Source organism: Polynucleobacter sp. MWH-UH25E (assembly GCF_018687095.1).
Classification (GTDB): domain Bacteria; phylum Pseudomonadota; class Gammaproteobacteria; order Burkholderiales; family Burkholderiaceae; genus Polynucleobacter.
The window spans coordinates 1,189,900-1,208,148 of the sequence record NZ_CP061286.1 but is presented as its reverse complement, the minus strand read 5'-3'; the positions used below and the strand labels follow the sequence as shown (position 1 = coordinate 1,208,148).

The window sequence follows — 18,249 nt, the reverse complement described above, 5'->3', positions numbered from 1 at the left end:
GGTCTTTTAAAAGAGTCATTGTTTAGAATGACCTCATGAATAATAGCCTCGACACTAGCACCACACCTCCCTGCCTTAATCTACAGTTAGATGGGTCTATCGCTCGGATTACTTTTAATAATCCAGCTGCACGTAATGCCATGACTTGGCCTATGTATGAAGAACTCAAAACTATCTGTGACTCCTTGGCATCAAACCCATCGATTCGGGTGGCTATTTTTAGGGGCGCTGGTGATAAGGCATTTGTTTCTGGTAGCGACATTCAGCAATTTGTCGATTTGAAAAAAGATGAAGCTTACGAAGTAGCTGTAGATAACATCTTCAGTTCATTACAGCAACTACCAATGCCAACCATTGCACTCATTGAAGGTTTAGCAGTAGGTAGCGGATTGTTAATTGCTACTGCTTGTGATTTTCGAATCTCTACCCAAGAGGCACGCTTTGGCATTCCGGTAGCGCGCACTTTAGGAAACTGTTTATCCCCCAGTAATCTCGCATGGATTAGCGCGCACTTAGGCGTGCCTATGGTCAAGAAAATGTTACTCACCAGTGAGTTAATAAAAGCACCAGAGTTACTCGCATCCGGCTATCTCTATCAAACAGTGGAAGCAGAAGAAATTACTCAGGCAGCTGATGGCCTTGCCAATAAATTGGCCGCCCTAGCGCCCATCACACAAAAGGCGAGCAAGCTAACTCTATCGCGCTTACTGCAAAGTAACCTCCCAGAATGTACTGACCTTATGCGTGAGACCTATAACAGCCAGGACTTTAAAGAAGGTGTTACTGCTTTCTTAGAAGGCCGCCCACCGAAGTGGGCTGGCAAGTAATCTTTGGCTTTAGTTCTTGGTTTGATTTAAGAACTGCACAACCGTAGTTACGAATAAATCGGGCACTTCAACGTGCGGAACGTGGCCCACATTATCAATTGGTACCAGCTTCGCATTTGGAATGGCTGCCTGTGCTTTTTTACCTAGCTCTGGGAAGTTACCCAATGACTTCACGGCCTCTGGTGGAGCAAAGCGTCTGCCAAATACCGTGCGGTCTTTTTGACCAATCACTAGCAATACTGGCATTTTGAGTTCTGGCAAATCATTGACCACTGGCCTCTCAGCAATCATTTGGTAGGTTAATACCGAGGTCATCGCATAAGCAGGATAGTCAGAGCCCTTCTGTACACGAACATACACCTCTACAAACTTTTCGTAGGCAGGCTGCCAGTTAGGGAAATAGCTTTGCAAGAAACGGCGATAGCTTGTCTCAGTTTGCGCCATTTCGAGTTTCAATAAATTGTCGTTCTGCTGTGGCGGTATATCTTTGCTGTAATCTTCTAGACCGAGTGGATTCTCAAGCACAAGCTTTTGTACTGTTTGTGGATACAAGCGTGCAAATCGAATGCCAACCATACCACCCATGGAGTTTGCAATCACAGAAACTTGATTGACACCCAAAGACTTCAACAGGGCTTTGGTATTGGTTGCCAAATCATCAAAGTGATATGGCACATTGGGCTTCGAGGATTTACCAAACCCAATTTGATCAGGCGCAATGACGCGATAACCTGCTTGTGTCAAACCAGCAATCGTTGGCGCCCAGTAATCACTTGAAAAGTTCTTTCCATGAAACAACAACACCACACCCTTCTGCTTGCCTTTGGCCGCAACATCCATATACACCATGCTTGCTGGCACACCCTGCAGGCTAGTCTTAAATTCTTTAGTTGGATATGGATATGGCCAAGTGCTCAAACGCAAATCGAGAGGTGCAGCATTGGCATAAAGAGATGCTGTGGCTGGAGCAGCTGCAGTTGCACTTGATGGTGAATTATTAGCGCAAGAAGCTAATAATCCAGTCAATATAGCGACTACAGCAGCTGTAGCAAGTACGCGAAATGTTTTCATATGTTTCTAAATGAATTACACAATTTTGGTTTTGAGGTTTTTTAATCCCTCAACGCTACCTTCCAAAACATCGCCCTTCTTCACTGGACCAACTCCTGCTGGGGTTCCTGAAAAAATCAGATCACCAGGTTCAAGCGTGAATAAAGTTGAAAGGTAAGCAATAGTGTCGGGCACATTCCAAATTAATTGATTTAAATCGCCGGACTGACGTACTTCACCGTTCACCAATAACTTTACTGCGCCCTTACTTGGATGGCCACATTGAGTCACTGGAGTAATCTCACCACAAGGGGCAGACTGATCAAATGCTTTACCAGTATCCCAAGGACGCCCCATTTTCTTTGCTTCACCCTGTAGATCTCGTCTTGTCATATCAAGACCTACGCCGTAGCCATATACATGGTCCAGGGCTTTATCAGCAGCAATGTTAGAGCCGCCCTTACCAATTGCCACTACCATCTCGATCTCGTGATGAACATCGTTTGATAAATTTGGGTAGGCCATATCTTTACCATCAGTCACGATAGAGTTGGCGGGCTTCATAAAAAAGAATGGTGGCTCGCGATCTGGATCATGACCCATTTCTCTTGCATGATCCGCATAGTTTCGGCCTACGCAATAAATTCGGTTTACCGCAAAGCGACGAGAGTCACCCGTTACAGGCAAAGAAATCTGTACTGGCGGATCAATTACAAATGCTGAACTCATAAAAACCTTTCTAAAAATTATTCTTGTTTCTTCTGTTTTGTAGCAGTATGACGCAATTTCAGCATCAAGATACTCAAGGCCAATGCAAACGTCATAGCATTAGCCAGAATCAATGGCCACTTCTCAATAATCAAACCATACACCAGCCATAAACCCACCCCCACCGTAAATAAAGAATACATCCCTAGCGATATTCCAGATAGATCACGGGTTCTCCATGACCAAATGGCCTGAGGCAAGAACGCAATGGTGGTTAAAAATGCAGCGCAATAACCAATGATGTCTATTTGATAGGGTTCAAGGCTCATGTTTTGATTGTAATTAGAGATGGCAGAACAGGTAAATTCATGAATCTGTCGTATTGACCTCGTTTTTGGAGATAATAAGATCTGCAGTTCAACTATTACTAAAAACATATGAGACAACAACTAATTCGCTGGTTCGGCGTAGCCTTATGCGCTTCCATCTTTACCCTGCCCGCAGTAGCCCAAAATGATGCGGCTGTTAAAAATTATCCGGATAAGCCAATACGACTGGTCATACCCTATCCTCCAGGGGGCGCCACAGACGTCATCGGTCGAATCATGGCACAAGAGCTTTCCAAAACGATTGGGCAACAAGTGGTACCTGACAATCGCGCTGGAGATAGCGGCAATATTGGCGCCGATATGGTGGCTAAGTCTGCACCCGATGGATATACCTTATTAATGGGCGCCCTTACCTCGCACTCCATTAACAGTAATTTAGATAAAGACAAAATCAAGTACAACTTAGAGAAGGATTTCACACCCGTTGCGATTGTGGGTGTCGTACCTCTTGTTTTTGTTGTGAATCCCTCGGTTCCCGTTAAGAACATGAAAGAATTCATTGCCTATGCTAAAGCTAACCCAGGCAAACTTACTTTTGCCTCTTCGGGTGCAGGTGCACCCCAGCGTCTCGCAATGGAAATGTTCCGCTATCAACTGGGATTAGATTTATTGCATGTTCCATATAAAGGTAGTGGTCCCGCCATGACAGATCTTGTTGGCGGACAAGTCTTATCCATGTCAGAAACTGTGCCAGCCGCTTTGCAATTTATTCAAGCAGGTCAGCTGAGAGCGCTAGCAGTCACTACCAATAAACGTATCAGCCAATTGCCTGATGTACCGACTATTACCGAAGCTACTGGCTTGCCGAACTTTGATGTCGTCAGCATGTTTGGTATTGAGGCTCCAGCTGGAACCCCCAAGACCATCGTCAATAAATTGAGTGGAGAAATTAAAACCATCTTGCAGCGTCCAGATGTTCAAGAGCGCATGCTTGCTGCAGGCGTATATGTGAACTACCTATCTCCTGCCGAATCTAGCAAGCGCATTACTCGTGAGATTAATATGTGGGCCAAAGTCATTAAGGATGCCAATGTCAAAGCAGATTAATCATCAATTCATTTGATATTCATATTCGATGTAATAAGGGGCCTCAATGAGGCCCCTTATGTTTATACCGCTAAGAACCCTAATGAAGGTGGCTCAATTTACTCAGCCTCAATCTTTGCTTGCTGAGCTACCTGCTCCCACTTCTTCTTTTCAGCTGCAATAAAGAGCTTGGTGTTTGCTGGGGTATCGCCTACAGCCCAGCCACCCAAATCTTTCCAGCGTTGCTTGATTTCAGGGGTTTCAAGCGACTTCTTCACGGCTGCATATAGCTTGTCAATAATTGGTTTTGGCGTTCCTGCTGGAACAAACAAACCAAACCAAGCTGTCACATCAAAGTTAGGGTAGCCTGACTGAATCATTGTTGGCACATCTGGCAACTCCGCAACACGATTCTTACTGGTCACCGCTAAAGCGCGCAACTTTCCAGATTTAATGTATTGCATTGAACTGGGTAGGTTATCAACCATCATGCTGGTTTGACCAGCTAATAAATCAGCTAAGGCCGGGCCAGCACCTTTGTAAGGCACATGAATAATATCGATACCCGCTTGAGTCTTAAACAACTCTCCAGACATATGAATTGACTGACCACGACCGGAAGATGCAAATGAATATTTACCAGGATTCGCTTTTGCTAAAGCAACTAACTCAGCAACGGTCTTAGCGGGAACTTCAGGGTTTACAACCAATACATTTGGATTGGCAATCACAATAGTGACTGGCTCCATATCTTCCATTTTGTATGGGAGGTTTTTATACAGACTGTAGTTGATGGCGTTTGGGCCAATATTGCCCATCGCCATGGTGTAGCCATCAGCTGGTGCTGCTAGCAAAGCCTGAATACCGATAATGCCAGCGCCACCCGCTTTATTCTCCACAATCACAGGCTGACCCAACTCTTTTCCCAATACATCCGATAAAGCGCGTGAGGCAATATCTGTGGTTCCACCAGGCGCTGCAGTCACAATAATTTTGACTGGCTTGTTTGGGAATGGTTGTGCGAATGCTGATATAGCCATAAATGTGGAAGCAAATATGACCGCACCCAAAGTCGCAAACTTCTTACGCCAAAACATATATTGATTCATCTTGTCTCCAACTGTTTTTATATTGATGAACTAACTAGGTAGCTAATGAGTAGTTAAAACGATTACTTCTTATTCATTCCCGCTTTACGAGCCTCAATCTCTTTATTGATCGCGGCAATAGTTTTGGCATCTGGCGACTTCCAATTTCCGCCCAAGTTATTCACCATATAGACTAGTGCGTCTGAGAATCCCTCAATACTTAAATTGGGATTACCTCCTTTAGGTGGCATACCCCGCACCCCAAAATAGGCATGAGCTGTAAGAGTTACTTGCCCTTCCGCAATGAGTGGCGCCCATTTTGCTTTATCGCCAAACTTCGGCGCATTCAATACACCTGTTCCGTGGCAATTTACACATACTTGCTTATAGGTATTTTCGCCAGACTGTGCATTTGCTATTCCAGACAGAGAAAGCAAAGTAAATATTGTCGCGACAAGCTGTAATGGATGCTGAAATTTCATGATGTGTTTAACTCCAAATTAAGGTTGTGATTTTTTTACACGCTCAGTCCAAAGTTGCCATGGCCTACCAATAGTCTTTTCAATAGTCTCTTGTGAGATCGATGCTTCACCGGGAGTGAGATATTGCACTTGCCCCATCTTCATCGCCTCAGACTGAATACTGGCATTCTGGATCGCATAAATCGCCCTAAACACAGCCTTTTTGATTGAGTCACCACCTGCTGCATAGCCATGACCACGCATCAATACAAAGTATTGCAGGCCCATGGTTTGCGATAAGGCATTACCCAACTCGACATTACTAATAAACATATCCGTATCGGGGTTTGGCTTAGCGAAATTACGAATCTCAAATATCGGCGCACCTTCACCCAAGAAAGAACTCATGTGATACACGGGTTTTAAGGTGGTACCAGTCAAACCATAGGGCAAGATGGGTGGCGCATGACCATGAATCACAGAATTGAGGTCAGGGCGATTCTTCAAAATACCACTATGAATAAAACGCTCGCCATACGCGACTCTAGTATCACCATTAAGCGCTTTGCCGCTCATATCAAACTCAATAATGTCTTCAACTTTGACGGTAGATGGGGCAACGCTTCTGGCTAAAAAGAATGTATTGGGATTGGCTGGGTTACGCACACTGATATGTCCATAGCCATCAACTGCATTTTGGTCATACAAAATGTGATTCGCAATCACTAACTCTTCAATTGCAGCTTTTACTTTTGGATCTTGCTCCATCTGCTCCTGCACTGATGCCGCGAAGGTATTCGTAACACCAAGCAGCAGACATGAAATCAGAATTTTTTTCATTATTCAACCTTACCGATCTTACGAACGACCTCACCCATCTGCGCGGATTCTTTATCCCAATAGACTTTGAATTCTGGCGCATCCATATACTGAATTGGACTTCCTGCGCCATTAATTACAGCACGCACACGTTCGTCATTTGCCGCTTGCTTTGCAGCTTCACGCAACTTATTGGTGATGTAATCAGGGGTAGCGCTTGGTACAAATAGACCAGCCCATTGCGAAAACTCAATGTTCACACCCATTTCTTTAAAGCTAGGCACTTCAGGCATGCTTGCCAATCTGCCATCACCCCAATGCGCCAAAGCGCGCACTTTGCCAGCTTTAATTTGCTGAACAATTGAAGAAGGTCCAGTCGCAATCGCATCAACCTGACCGCCCAAAAGTCCCACAATCGCTGGGCCAGCCCCTGTATAGGGAATATGCACCATGTAAAACTTTTCTGAAGACTTGAGCATCTCCATAGGCACATGCATCGTTCCATAGTTACCTGAAGAGCCAAAGTTATATTTACCAGGATTAGCACGCATCGCGGCTACAAATGATTTGTAATCTTTCCATGGGCTATCAGCCCTAACCACCAACACTGTTGGATCAGCAGTAAATCGTGCGATCGGCTTGAGTTGATTTAATTGAAAGGATTGTTCTCGCCCCACTACTTTGTCAGCCTCAGGAATAATCGAGATAGACGATAAAGCCATCAAGATGGTGTAGCCATCAGGCTTGGATTTAGCTACTGCCGCCATACCAATACCACCACCAGCACCCGCCTTGTTTTCTACAACAACAGGTTGGCCTAGGATACGAGTTAATGCTTCCGCTACAGGTCTACCTACAGCATCAGCAACGCCACCTGGCGGAAAAGGGACAACCATAGTGATGGGTCTTGTTGGCCAAGGCTCAGGCGTTTGCGCAAATGCGGCGATAGAAATAATGGATGCCGCAAAGCAGCTTAGCGCACGGCCAAGTAGGAATATTTGCCTCATTTTTGTCTCTAAATCGTAATTTAGTTATTATTTATGCTCTTAATCCTACTACAAGAATGATCACAATAATCAAGGGTTGGCATAGATATAACCCCCACTGGAGATAGCAACCATGAAATACGCAGCATTTTCTTTAGCCAAAGACCCATCTAAAACTCGCGTTGGCATCGTTTCTCAAGATGAGAAAACCATCCAAGAATTGGATTTAGGGGTTGATGTCAGCGAAGAAGGGATCGTCGCTATTCTGAAGGCGGATCTTGCGGGCAAAACACCTAAGCCTGTGGCAACTCACGCTATGAGTGAAATACGCTTACTTGCACCTGTACCTCGCCCACGTAGAAATATATTCTGTGTTGGTAAAAACTATCACGAGCATGCTAAAGAATTTTCCAATAGTGGCTTTGATGGAAGTGCGAAGCCAGGAGAAGATATTCCATCACATGCTATTTTCTTTACGAAGCCACCAGAGGCTGTAACCGGTCCAAATACAAACGTCATCATTCCAACAGCTGTTTCTACTTGCATTGACTATGAAGCTGAATTAACTATCGTGATCGGTAAGGGCGGCAAAGGCATTAGCGAGGCAGATGCATTGAAGCACGTCTGGGGCTATACAGCGATTAATGATGTCACCGCACGTGACTGGCAACAACGCCACAAACAATGGTTTTTGGGTAAGAGCTTTGATACCTTCTGCCCAATGGGCCCATGGATAGTTACTGCCGATGAAGTGAAACATGATGACATTCCAGTCAAGTGCTGGGTCAATGGTGAACTGCGTCAGAACTCCAATACCAAGGACTTCATTTTTGATATACCGAATATGATCGCCACTGTTTCAGCAGGTATTACCCTCTACCCAGGCGACCTTATTGCTACCGGCACACCAGTTGGGGTTGGCATTGGATTTAAGCCACCAAAATATTTGGTTAATGGTGATGTCGTTGTGGTTGAAATGGGTGGTATCGGTAAGCTTGAGAATACTTTTATTGCCGAATAGATTCTCAAATAAGCAATTCGTTTTCTCAATAAAGAAAGCCACCCTAGGGTGGCTTTTGTTTTGCCTAATAGGCATCAAGCATCCATGCTTATCCCAGTCATCCCAACCCAAAATGAATAGCAATACGATAGGTAATGAAGGAAGCGATATAAGCCAATCCGAATAAGTAACTTAACATCACTGCTGGAATTTTCCAGCCGCCGGTTTCGCGCTTAACTGCAGCAATAGTAGATAGGCACTGTGGAGCGAATACAAACCATGCCAATAAGGAAAGCGCTGTTGCCAAAGACCAATCACTAGAAATTAACGGTATCAATGCCTCGGCAGCGTCAGCGCTTGAGCTAGATAAGGCATAAACCGTAGCCAATGAACTCACTACTACTTCACGCGCAGCCATTCCCGGAACTAAGGCAATGCTGATTTGCCAGTTAAATCCGATGGGTGAAAAGACATGGGCTAACGCCTCACCCAACATACCCGCAAAACTGTACTGAATCGGCGGCAAGCTTGCACCCTCTGGTGGTAGCGGAAAGCTAGAGAGCACCCAAAGACCAATTGTCATTACCAAGATGACGCCACCCACTCGGCGCAAGAATATTTCTGCGCGTTGCCACAAACTAATGGCTAGGTTACCTAAGCGAGGCAGGTGGTAACTGGGCAGCTCCATCATTAATACATTAGTGCGGAACTGTTCACTCGCAAAGCGTTTTAAGACCCAAGCAACTGCCATTGCCCCCAAGATGCCAGCAAGATAAAGCAAGAACAAAACCAGTCCCTGCAAATCAATATTGCCCCATAACTTTTGCTGAGGAATAAATGCCGAGATCAATAATGCATACACTGGCAAACGCGCCGAGCAAGTCATCATAGGCGCAATCAAAATAGTTACCAGCCGATCACGCGCATTGGAAATACTTCTTGTCGCCATGATTCCAGGAATCGCACATGCAAAGCTTGAAAGCAAAGGAATAAATGATCGGCCAGACAACCCTACCGACCCCATCACTCTATCCAAGAGATAGGCGGCTCTTGGCAAGTAACCAGACTCTTCAAGCAACAAAATAAAGAAAAACAAAATCAAGATTTGGGGCAAGAAAATTATTACCCCGCCAAGACCGGCGAGAATGCCATTAATCAGCAAACTACGAAGCCAAGTATCTGGAAGAATATCGCCAATTTGACCGCCAAGGTATTCAACGGAAGATTTAATCATATCCATGGGTACCGTAGCCCAACTAAACACCGCTTGGAATATAAAGAAGAGTAGCGCCACCAAAATAATGGGGCCTAATACTGGATGCAATAAGACTGAATCGAATCGATCACTCAAACGATCGGGGATGATTTGATCTAAGCCTATGTTTTGCAAGATGCGTTGTACTTGCACATTGTCAGCTTCAGCGTGAGCGATATGTGAGGCAACATTTTCTTGGGTAGCATCGCCAGTACCTGTACGTAGAGCATTGAGATTCCGCCAGTCTAATTTAGCTAAAAATGTCTTGATCTCATCAGCGCCATTAGCCTGGATACCCACACTAGTCACGACTGGTAAACCCAGTTCTTTTGAAAGTGCTACCGTATCAATCTCTAAGCCTTGGCGCTTGGCGATATCGAGCATATTAAGAACAACCACACAAGGTAATCCCAAGCGCTTTGCAGCCAATACTAGGCGGAGGTTACGGCGCAAATTCATTGCACTCAAAATACACAGCACTAAATCGGGACGCTTTTCACCCTCTGCTCTGCCCATCAATACATTACAAGTCACACGCTCATCAAGCGATCTGGGATAAAGACTATAAGCACCAGGCAAATCTAATATACGAACGTTTTTCCCTGAGGCTAAAGTTAAGCGCCCTTCTTTACGTTCAACGGTAACACCAGAATAGTTAGCAACTTTTTGTCGACTACCAGTGAGCAAATTGAATAGCGCAGTTTTTCCACAATTGGGATTACCCAATAGCGCAACAAGGGGTTCACTTGGGAAAAAATAGACTGTAGACTCAGCCATCAACCAACTCCACTTCAATCATGCGCGCTTCGGAGTGGCGCAATGCAAATGTCGAGGCACCCACTCGCACAAGATAGGGCCCTTTTTTTAGCAGACCCTTACGCAATAAAGTGACTTGCTCACCAGGTAAAAAACCAATATCTTCCAACTGCCCCTTGATTTGAGGGGCACCCTTGGGTGCATTTACTACGCTCACCCGATAAAGACTGCCTAGACTGACTTGGTCTAAATTCATGCAATATGTTCAATACGCTTGGTTCTGCTTTATTTTGCCTACTAATAGCTCATTATAGCGACAAATGAGAATGACTATCATTCATGTAAAAGCTTGAGAATTCAGGGCAATAATGCTGGATTTTTAGTCATCGAGGCTTGATCCAAAACAAAAGTATGGGCGCTAATGCATACTGATCAAAATTCTTTTCAAACGATAAGCCATGTACCTGCCAAAACACTTTGCTGTAGATGACCAAACCCTACTTGCACAACTCATTCAAGAGTATCCGCTCGCAACACTTGTAGGCAACCTCAATGGTCATTTAGAAGTTAATCACCTGCCCTTGATGTTAAGTGCCGATAAAAAGAAGTTATATGGTCATATCGCTAGAATGAATCCACTCATGAAGATTGCACAGAGTTCAGATACGGCAGTTACTGCGATCTTTAATGGCCCCAATGCTTACATCACTCCTGCATGGTATCCATCAAAAAAGGAATCTGGCAAGGTAGTGCCAACCTGGAACTATGCGGTAGTTCATGCGCAAGGCAATATCAAACTCATTGAAGATGCGCAATGGCTCAGAAATCATGTAGCCCAAATGACCGATATTCATGAGCCCACTTATCAATCTAACTGGAAGCTAGATGATGCTCCAGAAGAGTATGTGCAGACCATGGTGAAAGCGATTATCGGTATTGAAATCGATATTCAGAATCTGGTTGGCAAATTTAAGCTCAGCCAAAATCGCCCTCCCGAGGACTACGCCGCGGTAGTGGAGGAGCTAGACCAATCGCCTCAGGAGATGTTGCAGGCCATGCGCCAATACATGAAGCCTTAAGGCCTTGAAGCATTCAAAATTTAAGGCGTTGCGTAACCATACTTGGTCAAGATCGCCTTAGCCTGAGCGCCCTGCATAAATCGATATAGATCCTTAGCTTCTTGTGGCGCCCCCTTGATCAGAACCATTCTTTGTCTGATAGGTACGTAGAGCTTGGGGTTTAGCAAAATGAAATTGGTTTCTTTAGTCACCTCAGGTGACTTTGCAAGAGAAAGCGCAGTAAAACCGATTTCTGCCGCACCTGTAACAACATAGGTAGTCGCGACCCCAATGTTATCCCCGTAAACCAATTTATCCTTGGCAAGATCCCATAACCCTTCAGACCTAAGATACTCCACGGCCGCCTTTCCATAGGGCGCCAACTCCGGCTTGGCAATAGCAACTTTGTTAGCCCTAGCAATCGCTTTTGCCAACTCCGCTTTGCTATCAAGCAAAACGATTCCTGAATTGTTTTTCGCAATTAAAGCCAATTTACCTATGGCGTAAACAGCTCCTTCATCAATCGTCTTGCCATTCTTATATAGTTCGCTTGGAAAATGCTCATCCGCAGCGATAAACAAATTAAATGGTGCACCATTCATGATCTGAGCGGTGAAATTGCCTGATGAGCCATAAACCACTCTCATATCTGACTTGTTGGAAGATTTAAATGCCAATGCAATCTCAGCAAAGGCATCCTTCATATTGGCAGCAACAGCAACGGCTGTAGTTTGAGCAAATGCTAAGTTTGCGCATAACAAGAATGCGGCTAGCAGTGATGTAGGAAAAATAGACATAGGCAAAGCCATTCTAGATAATTGCCCGCTCTATAGCCAATTTTGAATTTGCCGGTTTAGGCTTATCGCCTTGTAGCCCGAGGTATTTCCTGAATAACTGCGAATCTTGCGAATTAGTTTTGATGACTCAGGGTGGGAGAGCATCTCTTTATGCATTGCGATGAAAAATATTTCGTCTTTTAGCGGTACAAAACCAAGACCATTTTCTAATGCGATGTTTTTAACTCCAATGCCAACGTCAGCCTTACCAGCCAAAATCGCATTCGCTACAGCTGAATGGGTAAATTCTTCATGAAGGTAACCATTAATATCTGCGGGCTCAATACCCTGCTCAAGCAACAAAGTATCAAGCAATAGCCTCGTACCAGAGCTAATCTGACGGTTAATGAAACGAATTCTAGGGTTTAGTAAATCCTCAATCGCTTGAATATTGAATGGATTCCCTTTCTTGACGATAAAGCCTTGTGTTCGCTTCATTACGGGGAATATTTCAATATGGTGTTTGCGTAATCGTTGATGAATTGTCTGCGAACTTTTTTCATCTGATACATGGTACCCAGCAATGTGGGCATTGTTACTCAATAATTGTTCTAAGGACTCTCCGGATCCAGCAATCTTTAAAATAAATCCTTTCACTTCAGTGGCAGCCTTCTGAATAATTGAATCACTACTGGAATAAAAATTCCAGCGAGCATTTTCTATTTTTTGGTATTTTTTGATTTCTCTTTGTAAGGCATCTTGATAGCTCATTCCATGCTGCGCGTATGACTCTTGCATTTCTTCAATGAATTTACACAAAAATGAACCGAACTCTGTCAACTTAGATCCGTGACCTTTGGTGCGAATTATCAAGGGTACGCCAAGACTTGCCTCTACCTGATTCAATTTTCCCCAAACCCCGCGATATGAGATGCCAGAGTTCTTGCTAGCCAAAACCAATGAGTTGCCGCCACGGATGTCCTTCAATAACCCTACTAACCAGTAAAGATCAATGGCATCCTTCGCGGGCTCTTGAGCGTTCAGAATCAAGGTTGGTCGAGCTTCAATTCGCATATGTAATTTTTTGCATATTCATTAAGTATTAATGTATGCGATGATACAAATTTACTCAACCCCCCCAATGTAATTTTTGAGGCATTTCATGAAAAAGTTATTCCAGTCGCTTTTATTGAGTCTTTCCATCCTCGGATTAATTTTTAGCCCGAATGCTCAAGCTCAGGAAAAAAGCATTCTTGTTTCATCAACGACCTCCACCGAGCAGTCTGGCTTATTTGGCTACATCCTACCCATCTTCAAGATGAAATCTGGTATCGATGTCAAAGTTGTCGCAGTTGGGACTGGTCAAGCATTAGATATTGGTCGTCGCGGCGATGCGGATGTGGTCTTTGTGCATGACAAACCTGCTGAAGAGCAATTTGTACAAGACGGCTATGCTACTAAACGCTATGAAGTGATGTACAACGACTTTATCTTGATCGGCCCTAAATCTGATCCTGCGAAAGTGGGTGGCGGGAAAGATATTCAAGCAGCTCTTCAGAAAATTGCCGTAGCACAAGCACCCTTCATCTCTCGTGGAGATAAAAGCGGTACGCATGCTGCTGAACTCCGTTATTGGAAAGGTGCGGGCATTGCCGTTTCACCAAGCCAACCCTGGTACAAGGAAACCGGCTCAGGTATGGGCCCTGCTCTTAATACCGCCTCCGCTATGAATGGCTATATCCTTGCCGACAGAGGTACTTGGTTAAGCTTTAAAAATCGTGGTGACCTGACAATCCTTGTTCAAGGCGACCCCAAACTCTTTAACCAATATGGCGTAATGTTGGTGAACCCAGCTAAATTTCCATCAGTGAAGAAAGCAGAAGGACAAGCATTTATTGATTGGTTGGTTTCCAAGAATGGTCAAGATGTGATTGCCAGCTACCAAATTGGCGGCGAACAACTCTTCTTCCCAAATGCCAAGAAATAATTACTCTGATTAACAATAGAAAAAGCCCGCATTTGCGGGCTTTTCTTTTAACTGGATTGATCCAGCGTATTACATATTAAGAATTACTTCTTAGGTGTTACGAAACCAATCGCGGTATCGTCAACAAACTCAACCATGACATCATCACCAGCTTTGAATTTCTCGAGACCGAGAACGCTTGGGTCAACCTTCACTTTTTGCTTCTCGCCATTCGGCATTGTGAAAGTGACGATACGGGTTTTTTGATCGATTGTGCCGATCTTTACTGTTGCATAAATGGTGTCGGTTGTCTCTTCAAATGGCTTTGCAGATCCTTTTCCAGCAATCACTACTGAACGCACACCAGAAACGCCTGGCTTAGCATCCTTACCAGCAGCAGTTAATCCAACTGCAATCGCTTGAGCATGCTCAACTAAGAAAACATCGCCCTTCTTTACTTTGTCCAAATCATTTACAGACTTAGCAACGTTCATCTGCGCCAAATTTCCGTTCGCGTCTTTCAAGACAACAATGCGCTTTTTTGCATCCACTGAATCTACAGTGGCGTTAAGAACAACTACATCAGCAGCCAAAGGCAACATCTTTGTTGGCAACTGAGCAAAAGCGGAAGCGGTAAAAGCAACGCCAATAATGGCGAATAAGCCAGCAAGTAAAGATTTCTTCAAAGTAACTCCTAATTGAATAAAGGGTTTATGGATTCGGGAACGAATCGCTATTTTTATTGTAACCATAATTAATAAGCCTCCAATCAGGTATTTATTTGATAAATTGAGAGGGTTATCCTTAAAAGATCTACACATTTGGACATCCTCATTAAACCGTGGCAAGAAGCTCAAAAAGATGCCTTTAAGATCAGGCGCGAGGTTTTTATCCTAGAACAGGGTGTACCGGCGGATCTTGAAATCGATGAATTCGATCCCGCCGCCTTCCATGCCCTTGCTTACTCTGAGAGCGCCTACATTGGGACAGCTCGATTACATATAAATGGTGACAGATCAGGTCAAATTGGGCGCATGGCGGTACTGAGCCCTTTTCGCAATAAAGGACTAGGCCGTCAGATTATGAAGGCGCTAATTGAGCTTGCCAAATCAAACGGGATTTCCTCCCTCATATTGCACGCCCAAGTAAGCGCAATTCCATTCTATGAAAAGCTTGGTTTTGTAGCCAATGGGCCCATATACGATGAAGCGGGCATCCCTCACCGTACTATGATGATGGTATTGCCAACCTAGATTCACTTTTTATGACTGCCACAACCAAATCAAACCCTTCCGCCTTCACTTATATTCATCGTGTTTGTTATTCAGATACTGACGCGGCAGGTTTTGTCTATCATGGTCGTTACCTTGAAATCTTTGAACGTAGCCGTGCAGAATGGCTAGCTCAACGTGGCCAGAGCCCAACAAAACTCATGAACGAGTTCAATATTGTGATGCCAGTTCGTGAGCTCACCATGAACTTCTATAAGCCCGGAAGGTTGGATGACCTCTTACATATTGATCAAGTGATTGAGCATCGTGGCCGCACACAAGTGAGCGTCAAACAAACTGCCCAACGCAAGCTTCCAGATAGCGATGAAATGCAAGTGATTGCTAGCGCTACGCTTCACATTGTCTGTGTTGATACCAATACGCTCAAACCCAAGGCTTGGCCTGAGTGGTTATTTCAAGAGTAATAGGCTAGAGCTATTTCTGAGATGGAGAAAAAGATGGCTGATGGCAAGCTTCTCACCTTTGTTAAGCAATTAAGTCAATTACTTGATCAAAATCCTAGTGAAGAAATAATTTTTACTAAAGGTAAAAAGTTGCTGGAGAATCTCATTGCGGTAGATGACTGGCTTCCAGTGGAATTTACAAAACCACATCCGCAGTATTACCAGCAATACCTTCTATATGCAGACCCATTTGATCGTTTCTCCATTGTGAGTTTTGTCTGGGGTCCTGGACAAAAGACACCTGTCCATAACCATTCGGTTTGGGGCATGGTCGGGCAATTACGTGGCGAAGAAAAAGGCACGCCCTACTATCCGCAATCTGCGGGCGGCTTTAAAGCGGGCGACCCTTGCATCTGCCCTCCGGGTCATGTCGATACCGTTTCTCCGAAGACACATGATATTCATGTGGTGGAGAACAACCTTCCAAATCAAACCTCCATCAGCATCCATGTTTATGGTGGCAATATCGGCAGAATTCAGCGCTCTGTCTTTGATCCAATCACTGGCGCCGAGAAATCCTTTGTATCAGGCTACGCTAATACCCTCGTTCCCAATCTTTGGAATCCCTAGTAGCAGTAGCCTGATTGGCTAAAATAGACAGGTTATCGTGGCATGCGGTCTGATGCCTTCGCCATTTCTATTTACCACTCGGAAAACTATGTCTATTTCTCGCCGCTCAGCCATTAAAACCATTGCGGGTGCATTTGCACTACCAACACTCAATCCAATTTCTTCTGTATTTGCTCAAGCCAATCCGAATTGGTCAACTTATGAAATTGTTACAGAAGTCAATTTGGAATCACCTAATGGCTTTGCGGAAACATGGATTCCATTACCTCTCGTTTTGGATACGAACTACTTCCGTACTCTAGCAATCAGACCAGAGTCTAACGATCCTAAATCAGTCAATCAAATTTATGAAACCGCAGATAAACAAGCGCGCATGTTATGGACAAAATGGGACAAGTCTGCAACCAATCATAGCGTCAAAGTATCGATGTTGGTAAGCACCTGCAATCGCAACCTAGAACTCAATACATCTAACCCAGCATTAACTCTTTCAAAAGCAGAGAAGGCCTACTGGACTCGCGGTACAAAATATCTACCGACTGATGGCATCGTGAAAACTAAGGCACAAGAATGTCTCGCAAATATTCCAGTAAACGCAACTGATGTTGAAAAAGCCAAAGCAATCTACAACTGGGTTGTTGATAATACCCATCGCGATCCCAAGACCCGCGGCTGCGGTCAAGGTGACGTGAAGTTGATGCTTGAGACCAACAATCTCGGCGGTAAGTGTGCTGATATCAATGCGGTATTTGTGGCGCTTGCCCGCTCTGCTGGCATTCCTGCTCGTGATGTCTATGGCATTCGTATTGCAGACTCCGCACGTGGTTATAAGAGCCTAGGTAAATCAGGCGACATCACTAAAGCACAACACTGCCGCGCTGAATTCTACGCCGCTGGTTATGGTTGGATGCCTGTGGATCCTGCCGATGTGCGCAAAGTTATCCTAGAAGAAACTGGTGGCCTCCCTGCCAATGATCCAAAAGTATTAGCTATTCGCGACTACCTCTTTGGTAATTGGGAAATGAATTGGATGGCTTACAACTACGGTCATGATATTTCGCTTCCTGGATCCAAATTGGGAAGCAAGGGTGATATTCCATTCTTGATGTATCCACAAGCAGAAAATACAGAAGGCCGTTTTGACTCGCTTGATCCCGATAACTTCAAATACAAGATCACCAGTCGTCAGATCTCTTAATCACTGAAGAGATCCTACTTCATGCGATTCGCCAAGCCAGTTCTAGAGATTGCTCTAGCACTGGCTTTTGCTTTTCTGAGCTTTCTTACTACAAGTGCTAACGCTCAATGGCAACCAGCATCTAAGGTTGGCTTAACTCAGGCACCTCCAACACAACTCAATAACTTGTCGGGTAAGTCAGTTGATTTATCAGAATTCAAGGGCAAAGTTTTAGTAGTCAACTTTTGGGCAAGCTGGTGCGAGCCTTGTCGTGCTGAATTTGAAGAGTTGATTCAGCTACAAAAAAACTATGCTGGTAAGGGACTAAAAGTATTCGCGGTCAATCTTGCGGAAATGAAACCCCGTATCACCCAATTCCTCAAGGGAAGCGGGCTTCCTGAAAATGGCATAGAAATACTGCTCGATCGCAATAGCACTACCTACAAATCTTGGAAGGCACGCGGAATACCAACGACATTCTTGGTGAGCAAGACTGGCAAGATAGAAGCTGTGTGGATTGGCGCTATCGAGAATGTTGATAACGAAGAAGTAAAAGGCAAAATTGAGGCCTTACTTCGTCAATAGCGTAATTTTGATCTTCT

Annotated in this window: 22 protein-coding genes; 10 read left to right on the top strand and 12 right to left on the bottom strand. The window is 44.5% G+C overall.

Annotated features, from left to right (window positions below; genetic code table 11):
• Positions 1 to 35 precede the first annotated feature (35 nt).
• A complete protein-coding gene (locus ICV39_RS06410; protein ID WP_215389313.1) occupies positions 36 to 827 on the top strand; it encodes an enoyl-CoA hydratase/isomerase family protein in 792 nt (263 codons plus the stop codon).
• Between the two features lie 9 nt (positions 828 to 836).
• On the opposite strand, the gene ICV39_RS06405 is transcribed toward ICV39_RS06410, so the two are convergent.
• The 3 genes from ICV39_RS06405 to ICV39_RS06395 are packed head-to-tail and all read right to left on the bottom strand — an operon-like array spanning position 837 to position 2,914.
• Positions 837 to 1,898, bottom strand: coding sequence for an alpha/beta fold hydrolase (locus ICV39_RS06405; protein ID WP_215389312.1), 1,062 nt, complete (start codon positions 1,896 to 1,898; stop codon positions 837 to 839).
• A 15-nt stretch (positions 1,899 to 1,913) separates the two neighbouring features.
• Positions 1,914 to 2,606 (bottom strand): fumarylacetoacetate hydrolase family protein, encoded by a 693-nt coding sequence (locus ICV39_RS06400; RefSeq protein ID WP_215389311.1) that lies wholly within the window; start codon positions 2,604 to 2,606, stop codon positions 1,914 to 1,916.
• A 17-nt stretch (positions 2,607 to 2,623) separates the two neighbouring features.
• Positions 2,624 to 2,914: a SemiSWEET transporter gene (locus tag ICV39_RS06395; RefSeq protein ID WP_215389310.1), complete on the bottom strand. Its 291-nt coding sequence runs from the start codon at positions 2,912 to 2,914 to the stop codon at positions 2,624 to 2,626.
• A gap of 108 nt (positions 2,915 to 3,022) precedes the next feature.
• On the opposite strand from ICV39_RS06395, the gene ICV39_RS06390 reads away from it, so the two are divergent.
• Positions 3,023 to 4,021, top strand: a complete 999-nt coding sequence (locus tag ICV39_RS06390; protein ID WP_215389309.1) for a tripartite tricarboxylate transporter substrate binding protein — start codon at positions 3,023 to 3,025, stop codon at positions 4,019 to 4,021.
• Between the two features lie 98 nt (positions 4,022 to 4,119).
• Here the strand turns inward: ICV39_RS06390 and ICV39_RS06385 are convergent, their stop codons facing one another.
• From ICV39_RS06385 to ICV39_RS06370, 4 genes are all read right to left on the bottom strand, one after another.
• The gene (locus ICV39_RS06385; RefSeq protein ID WP_371816527.1) at positions 4,120 to 5,109 is read right to left on the bottom strand and encodes a Bug family tripartite tricarboxylate transporter substrate binding protein; all 990 of its coding nucleotides are present in this window, start codon (positions 5,107 to 5,109) and stop codon (positions 4,120 to 4,122) included.
• A 62-nt stretch (positions 5,110 to 5,171) separates the two neighbouring features.
• Positions 5,172 to 5,570, bottom strand: a complete 399-nt coding sequence (locus tag ICV39_RS06380; protein ID WP_215389308.1) for a cytochrome c5 family protein — start codon at positions 5,568 to 5,570, stop codon at positions 5,172 to 5,174.
• An 18-nt stretch (positions 5,571 to 5,588) separates the two neighbouring features.
• Positions 5,589 to 6,389: a class II aldolase/adducin family protein gene (locus ICV39_RS06375; protein WP_215389307.1), complete on the bottom strand. Its 801-nt coding sequence runs from the start codon at positions 6,387 to 6,389 to the stop codon at positions 5,589 to 5,591.
• On the bottom strand, positions 6,389 to 7,375 hold the full coding sequence (locus tag ICV39_RS06370; protein ID WP_215389306.1) for a tripartite tricarboxylate transporter substrate binding protein: 987 nt from the start codon (positions 7,373 to 7,375) through the stop codon (positions 6,389 to 6,391). Before ICV39_RS06370 ends, ICV39_RS06375 begins: the two co-directional genes overlap by 1 nt.
• A 112-nt stretch (positions 7,376 to 7,487) precedes the next feature.
• Between ICV39_RS06370 and ICV39_RS06365 the strand changes: the two genes are divergently transcribed.
• A complete protein-coding gene (locus tag ICV39_RS06365; protein WP_215389305.1) occupies positions 7,488 to 8,375 on the top strand; it encodes a fumarylacetoacetate hydrolase family protein in 888 nt (295 codons plus the stop codon).
• Between the two features lie 97 nt (positions 8,376 to 8,472).
• On the opposite strand, the gene ICV39_RS06360 is transcribed toward ICV39_RS06365, so the two are convergent.
• The gene (locus ICV39_RS06360) at positions 8,473 to 10,386 is read right to left on the bottom strand and encodes a ferrous iron transporter B (protein ID WP_215389304.1); all 1,914 of its coding nucleotides are present in this window, start codon (positions 10,384 to 10,386) and stop codon (positions 8,473 to 8,475) included.
• The gene (locus ICV39_RS06355) at positions 10,379 to 10,621 is read right to left on the bottom strand and encodes a FeoA family protein (RefSeq protein ID WP_215389303.1); all 243 of its coding nucleotides are present in this window, start codon (positions 10,619 to 10,621) and stop codon (positions 10,379 to 10,381) included. Before ICV39_RS06355 ends, ICV39_RS06360 begins: the two co-directional genes overlap by 8 nt.
• A 202-nt stretch (positions 10,622 to 10,823) precedes the next feature.
• Between ICV39_RS06355 and ICV39_RS06350 the strand changes: the two genes are divergently transcribed.
• The gene (locus ICV39_RS06350) at positions 10,824 to 11,444 is read left to right on the top strand and encodes an FMN-binding negative transcriptional regulator (protein WP_215389302.1); all 621 of its coding nucleotides are present in this window, start codon (positions 10,824 to 10,826) and stop codon (positions 11,442 to 11,444) included.
• A 20-nt stretch (positions 11,445 to 11,464) separates the two neighbouring features.
• On the opposite strand, the gene modA is transcribed toward ICV39_RS06350, so the two are convergent.
• The gene (gene modA / locus ICV39_RS06345) at positions 11,465 to 12,220 is read right to left on the bottom strand and encodes a molybdate ABC transporter substrate-binding protein (protein WP_215389301.1); all 756 of its coding nucleotides are present in this window, start codon (positions 12,218 to 12,220) and stop codon (positions 11,465 to 11,467) included.
• Positions 12,221 to 12,250: 30 nt separating this feature from the next.
• Positions 12,251 to 13,273 (bottom strand): substrate-binding domain-containing protein, encoded by a 1,023-nt coding sequence (locus ICV39_RS06340; protein WP_215389300.1) that lies wholly within the window; start codon positions 13,271 to 13,273, stop codon positions 12,251 to 12,253.
• 88 nt (positions 13,274 to 13,361) lie between these two features.
• Here ICV39_RS06340 and ICV39_RS06335 point away from each other — a divergent pair, with 88 nt between their 5' ends.
• Positions 13,362 to 14,186 carry a substrate-binding domain-containing protein gene (locus ICV39_RS06335; RefSeq protein WP_215389299.1) on the top strand — a complete coding sequence of 275 codons (825 nt, stop codon included), beginning with the start codon at positions 13,362 to 13,364 and terminating at the stop codon, positions 14,184 to 14,186.
• Positions 14,187 to 14,269: 83 nt separating this feature from the next.
• Here ICV39_RS06335 and ICV39_RS06330 read toward each other — a convergent pair whose 3' ends face one another.
• Positions 14,270 to 14,851: a hypothetical protein gene (locus ICV39_RS06330; protein WP_251372643.1), complete on the bottom strand. Its 582-nt coding sequence runs from the start codon at positions 14,849 to 14,851 to the stop codon at positions 14,270 to 14,272.
• Positions 14,852 to 14,986: 135 nt separating this feature from the next.
• Between ICV39_RS06330 and ICV39_RS06325 the strand changes: the two genes are divergently transcribed.
• The 5 genes from ICV39_RS06325 to ICV39_RS06305 all read left to right on the top strand — a co-directional run bounded on the left by ICV39_RS06325 (position 14,987) and on the right by ICV39_RS06305 (position 18,232).
• Positions 14,987 to 15,418, top strand: a complete 432-nt coding sequence (locus tag ICV39_RS06325) for a GNAT family N-acetyltransferase (RefSeq protein ID WP_215389298.1) — start codon at positions 14,987 to 14,989, stop codon at positions 15,416 to 15,418.
• Positions 15,419 to 15,429: 11 nt separating this feature from the next.
• Entirely contained in the window at positions 15,430 to 15,861 is a 432-nt protein-coding gene (locus tag ICV39_RS06320; protein ID WP_215389297.1) for a YbgC/FadM family acyl-CoA thioesterase, read from the top strand.
• A gap of 33 nt (positions 15,862 to 15,894) precedes the next feature.
• Positions 15,895 to 16,470 carry a hypothetical protein gene (locus ICV39_RS06315; protein ID WP_215389296.1) on the top strand — a complete coding sequence of 192 codons (576 nt, stop codon included), beginning with the start codon at positions 15,895 to 15,897 and terminating at the stop codon, positions 16,468 to 16,470.
• 88 nt (positions 16,471 to 16,558) lie between these two features.
• Positions 16,559 to 17,668 carry a transglutaminase family protein gene (locus ICV39_RS06310; protein WP_215389295.1) on the top strand — a complete coding sequence of 370 codons (1,110 nt, stop codon included), beginning with the start codon at positions 16,559 to 16,561 and terminating at the stop codon, positions 17,666 to 17,668.
• Between the two features lie 21 nt (positions 17,669 to 17,689).
• Positions 17,690 to 18,232 (top strand): TlpA disulfide reductase family protein, encoded by a 543-nt coding sequence (locus tag ICV39_RS06305; RefSeq protein ID WP_215389294.1) that lies wholly within the window; start codon positions 17,690 to 17,692, stop codon positions 18,230 to 18,232.
• The last annotated feature ends 17 nt before the right edge of the window (positions 18,233 to 18,249 follow it).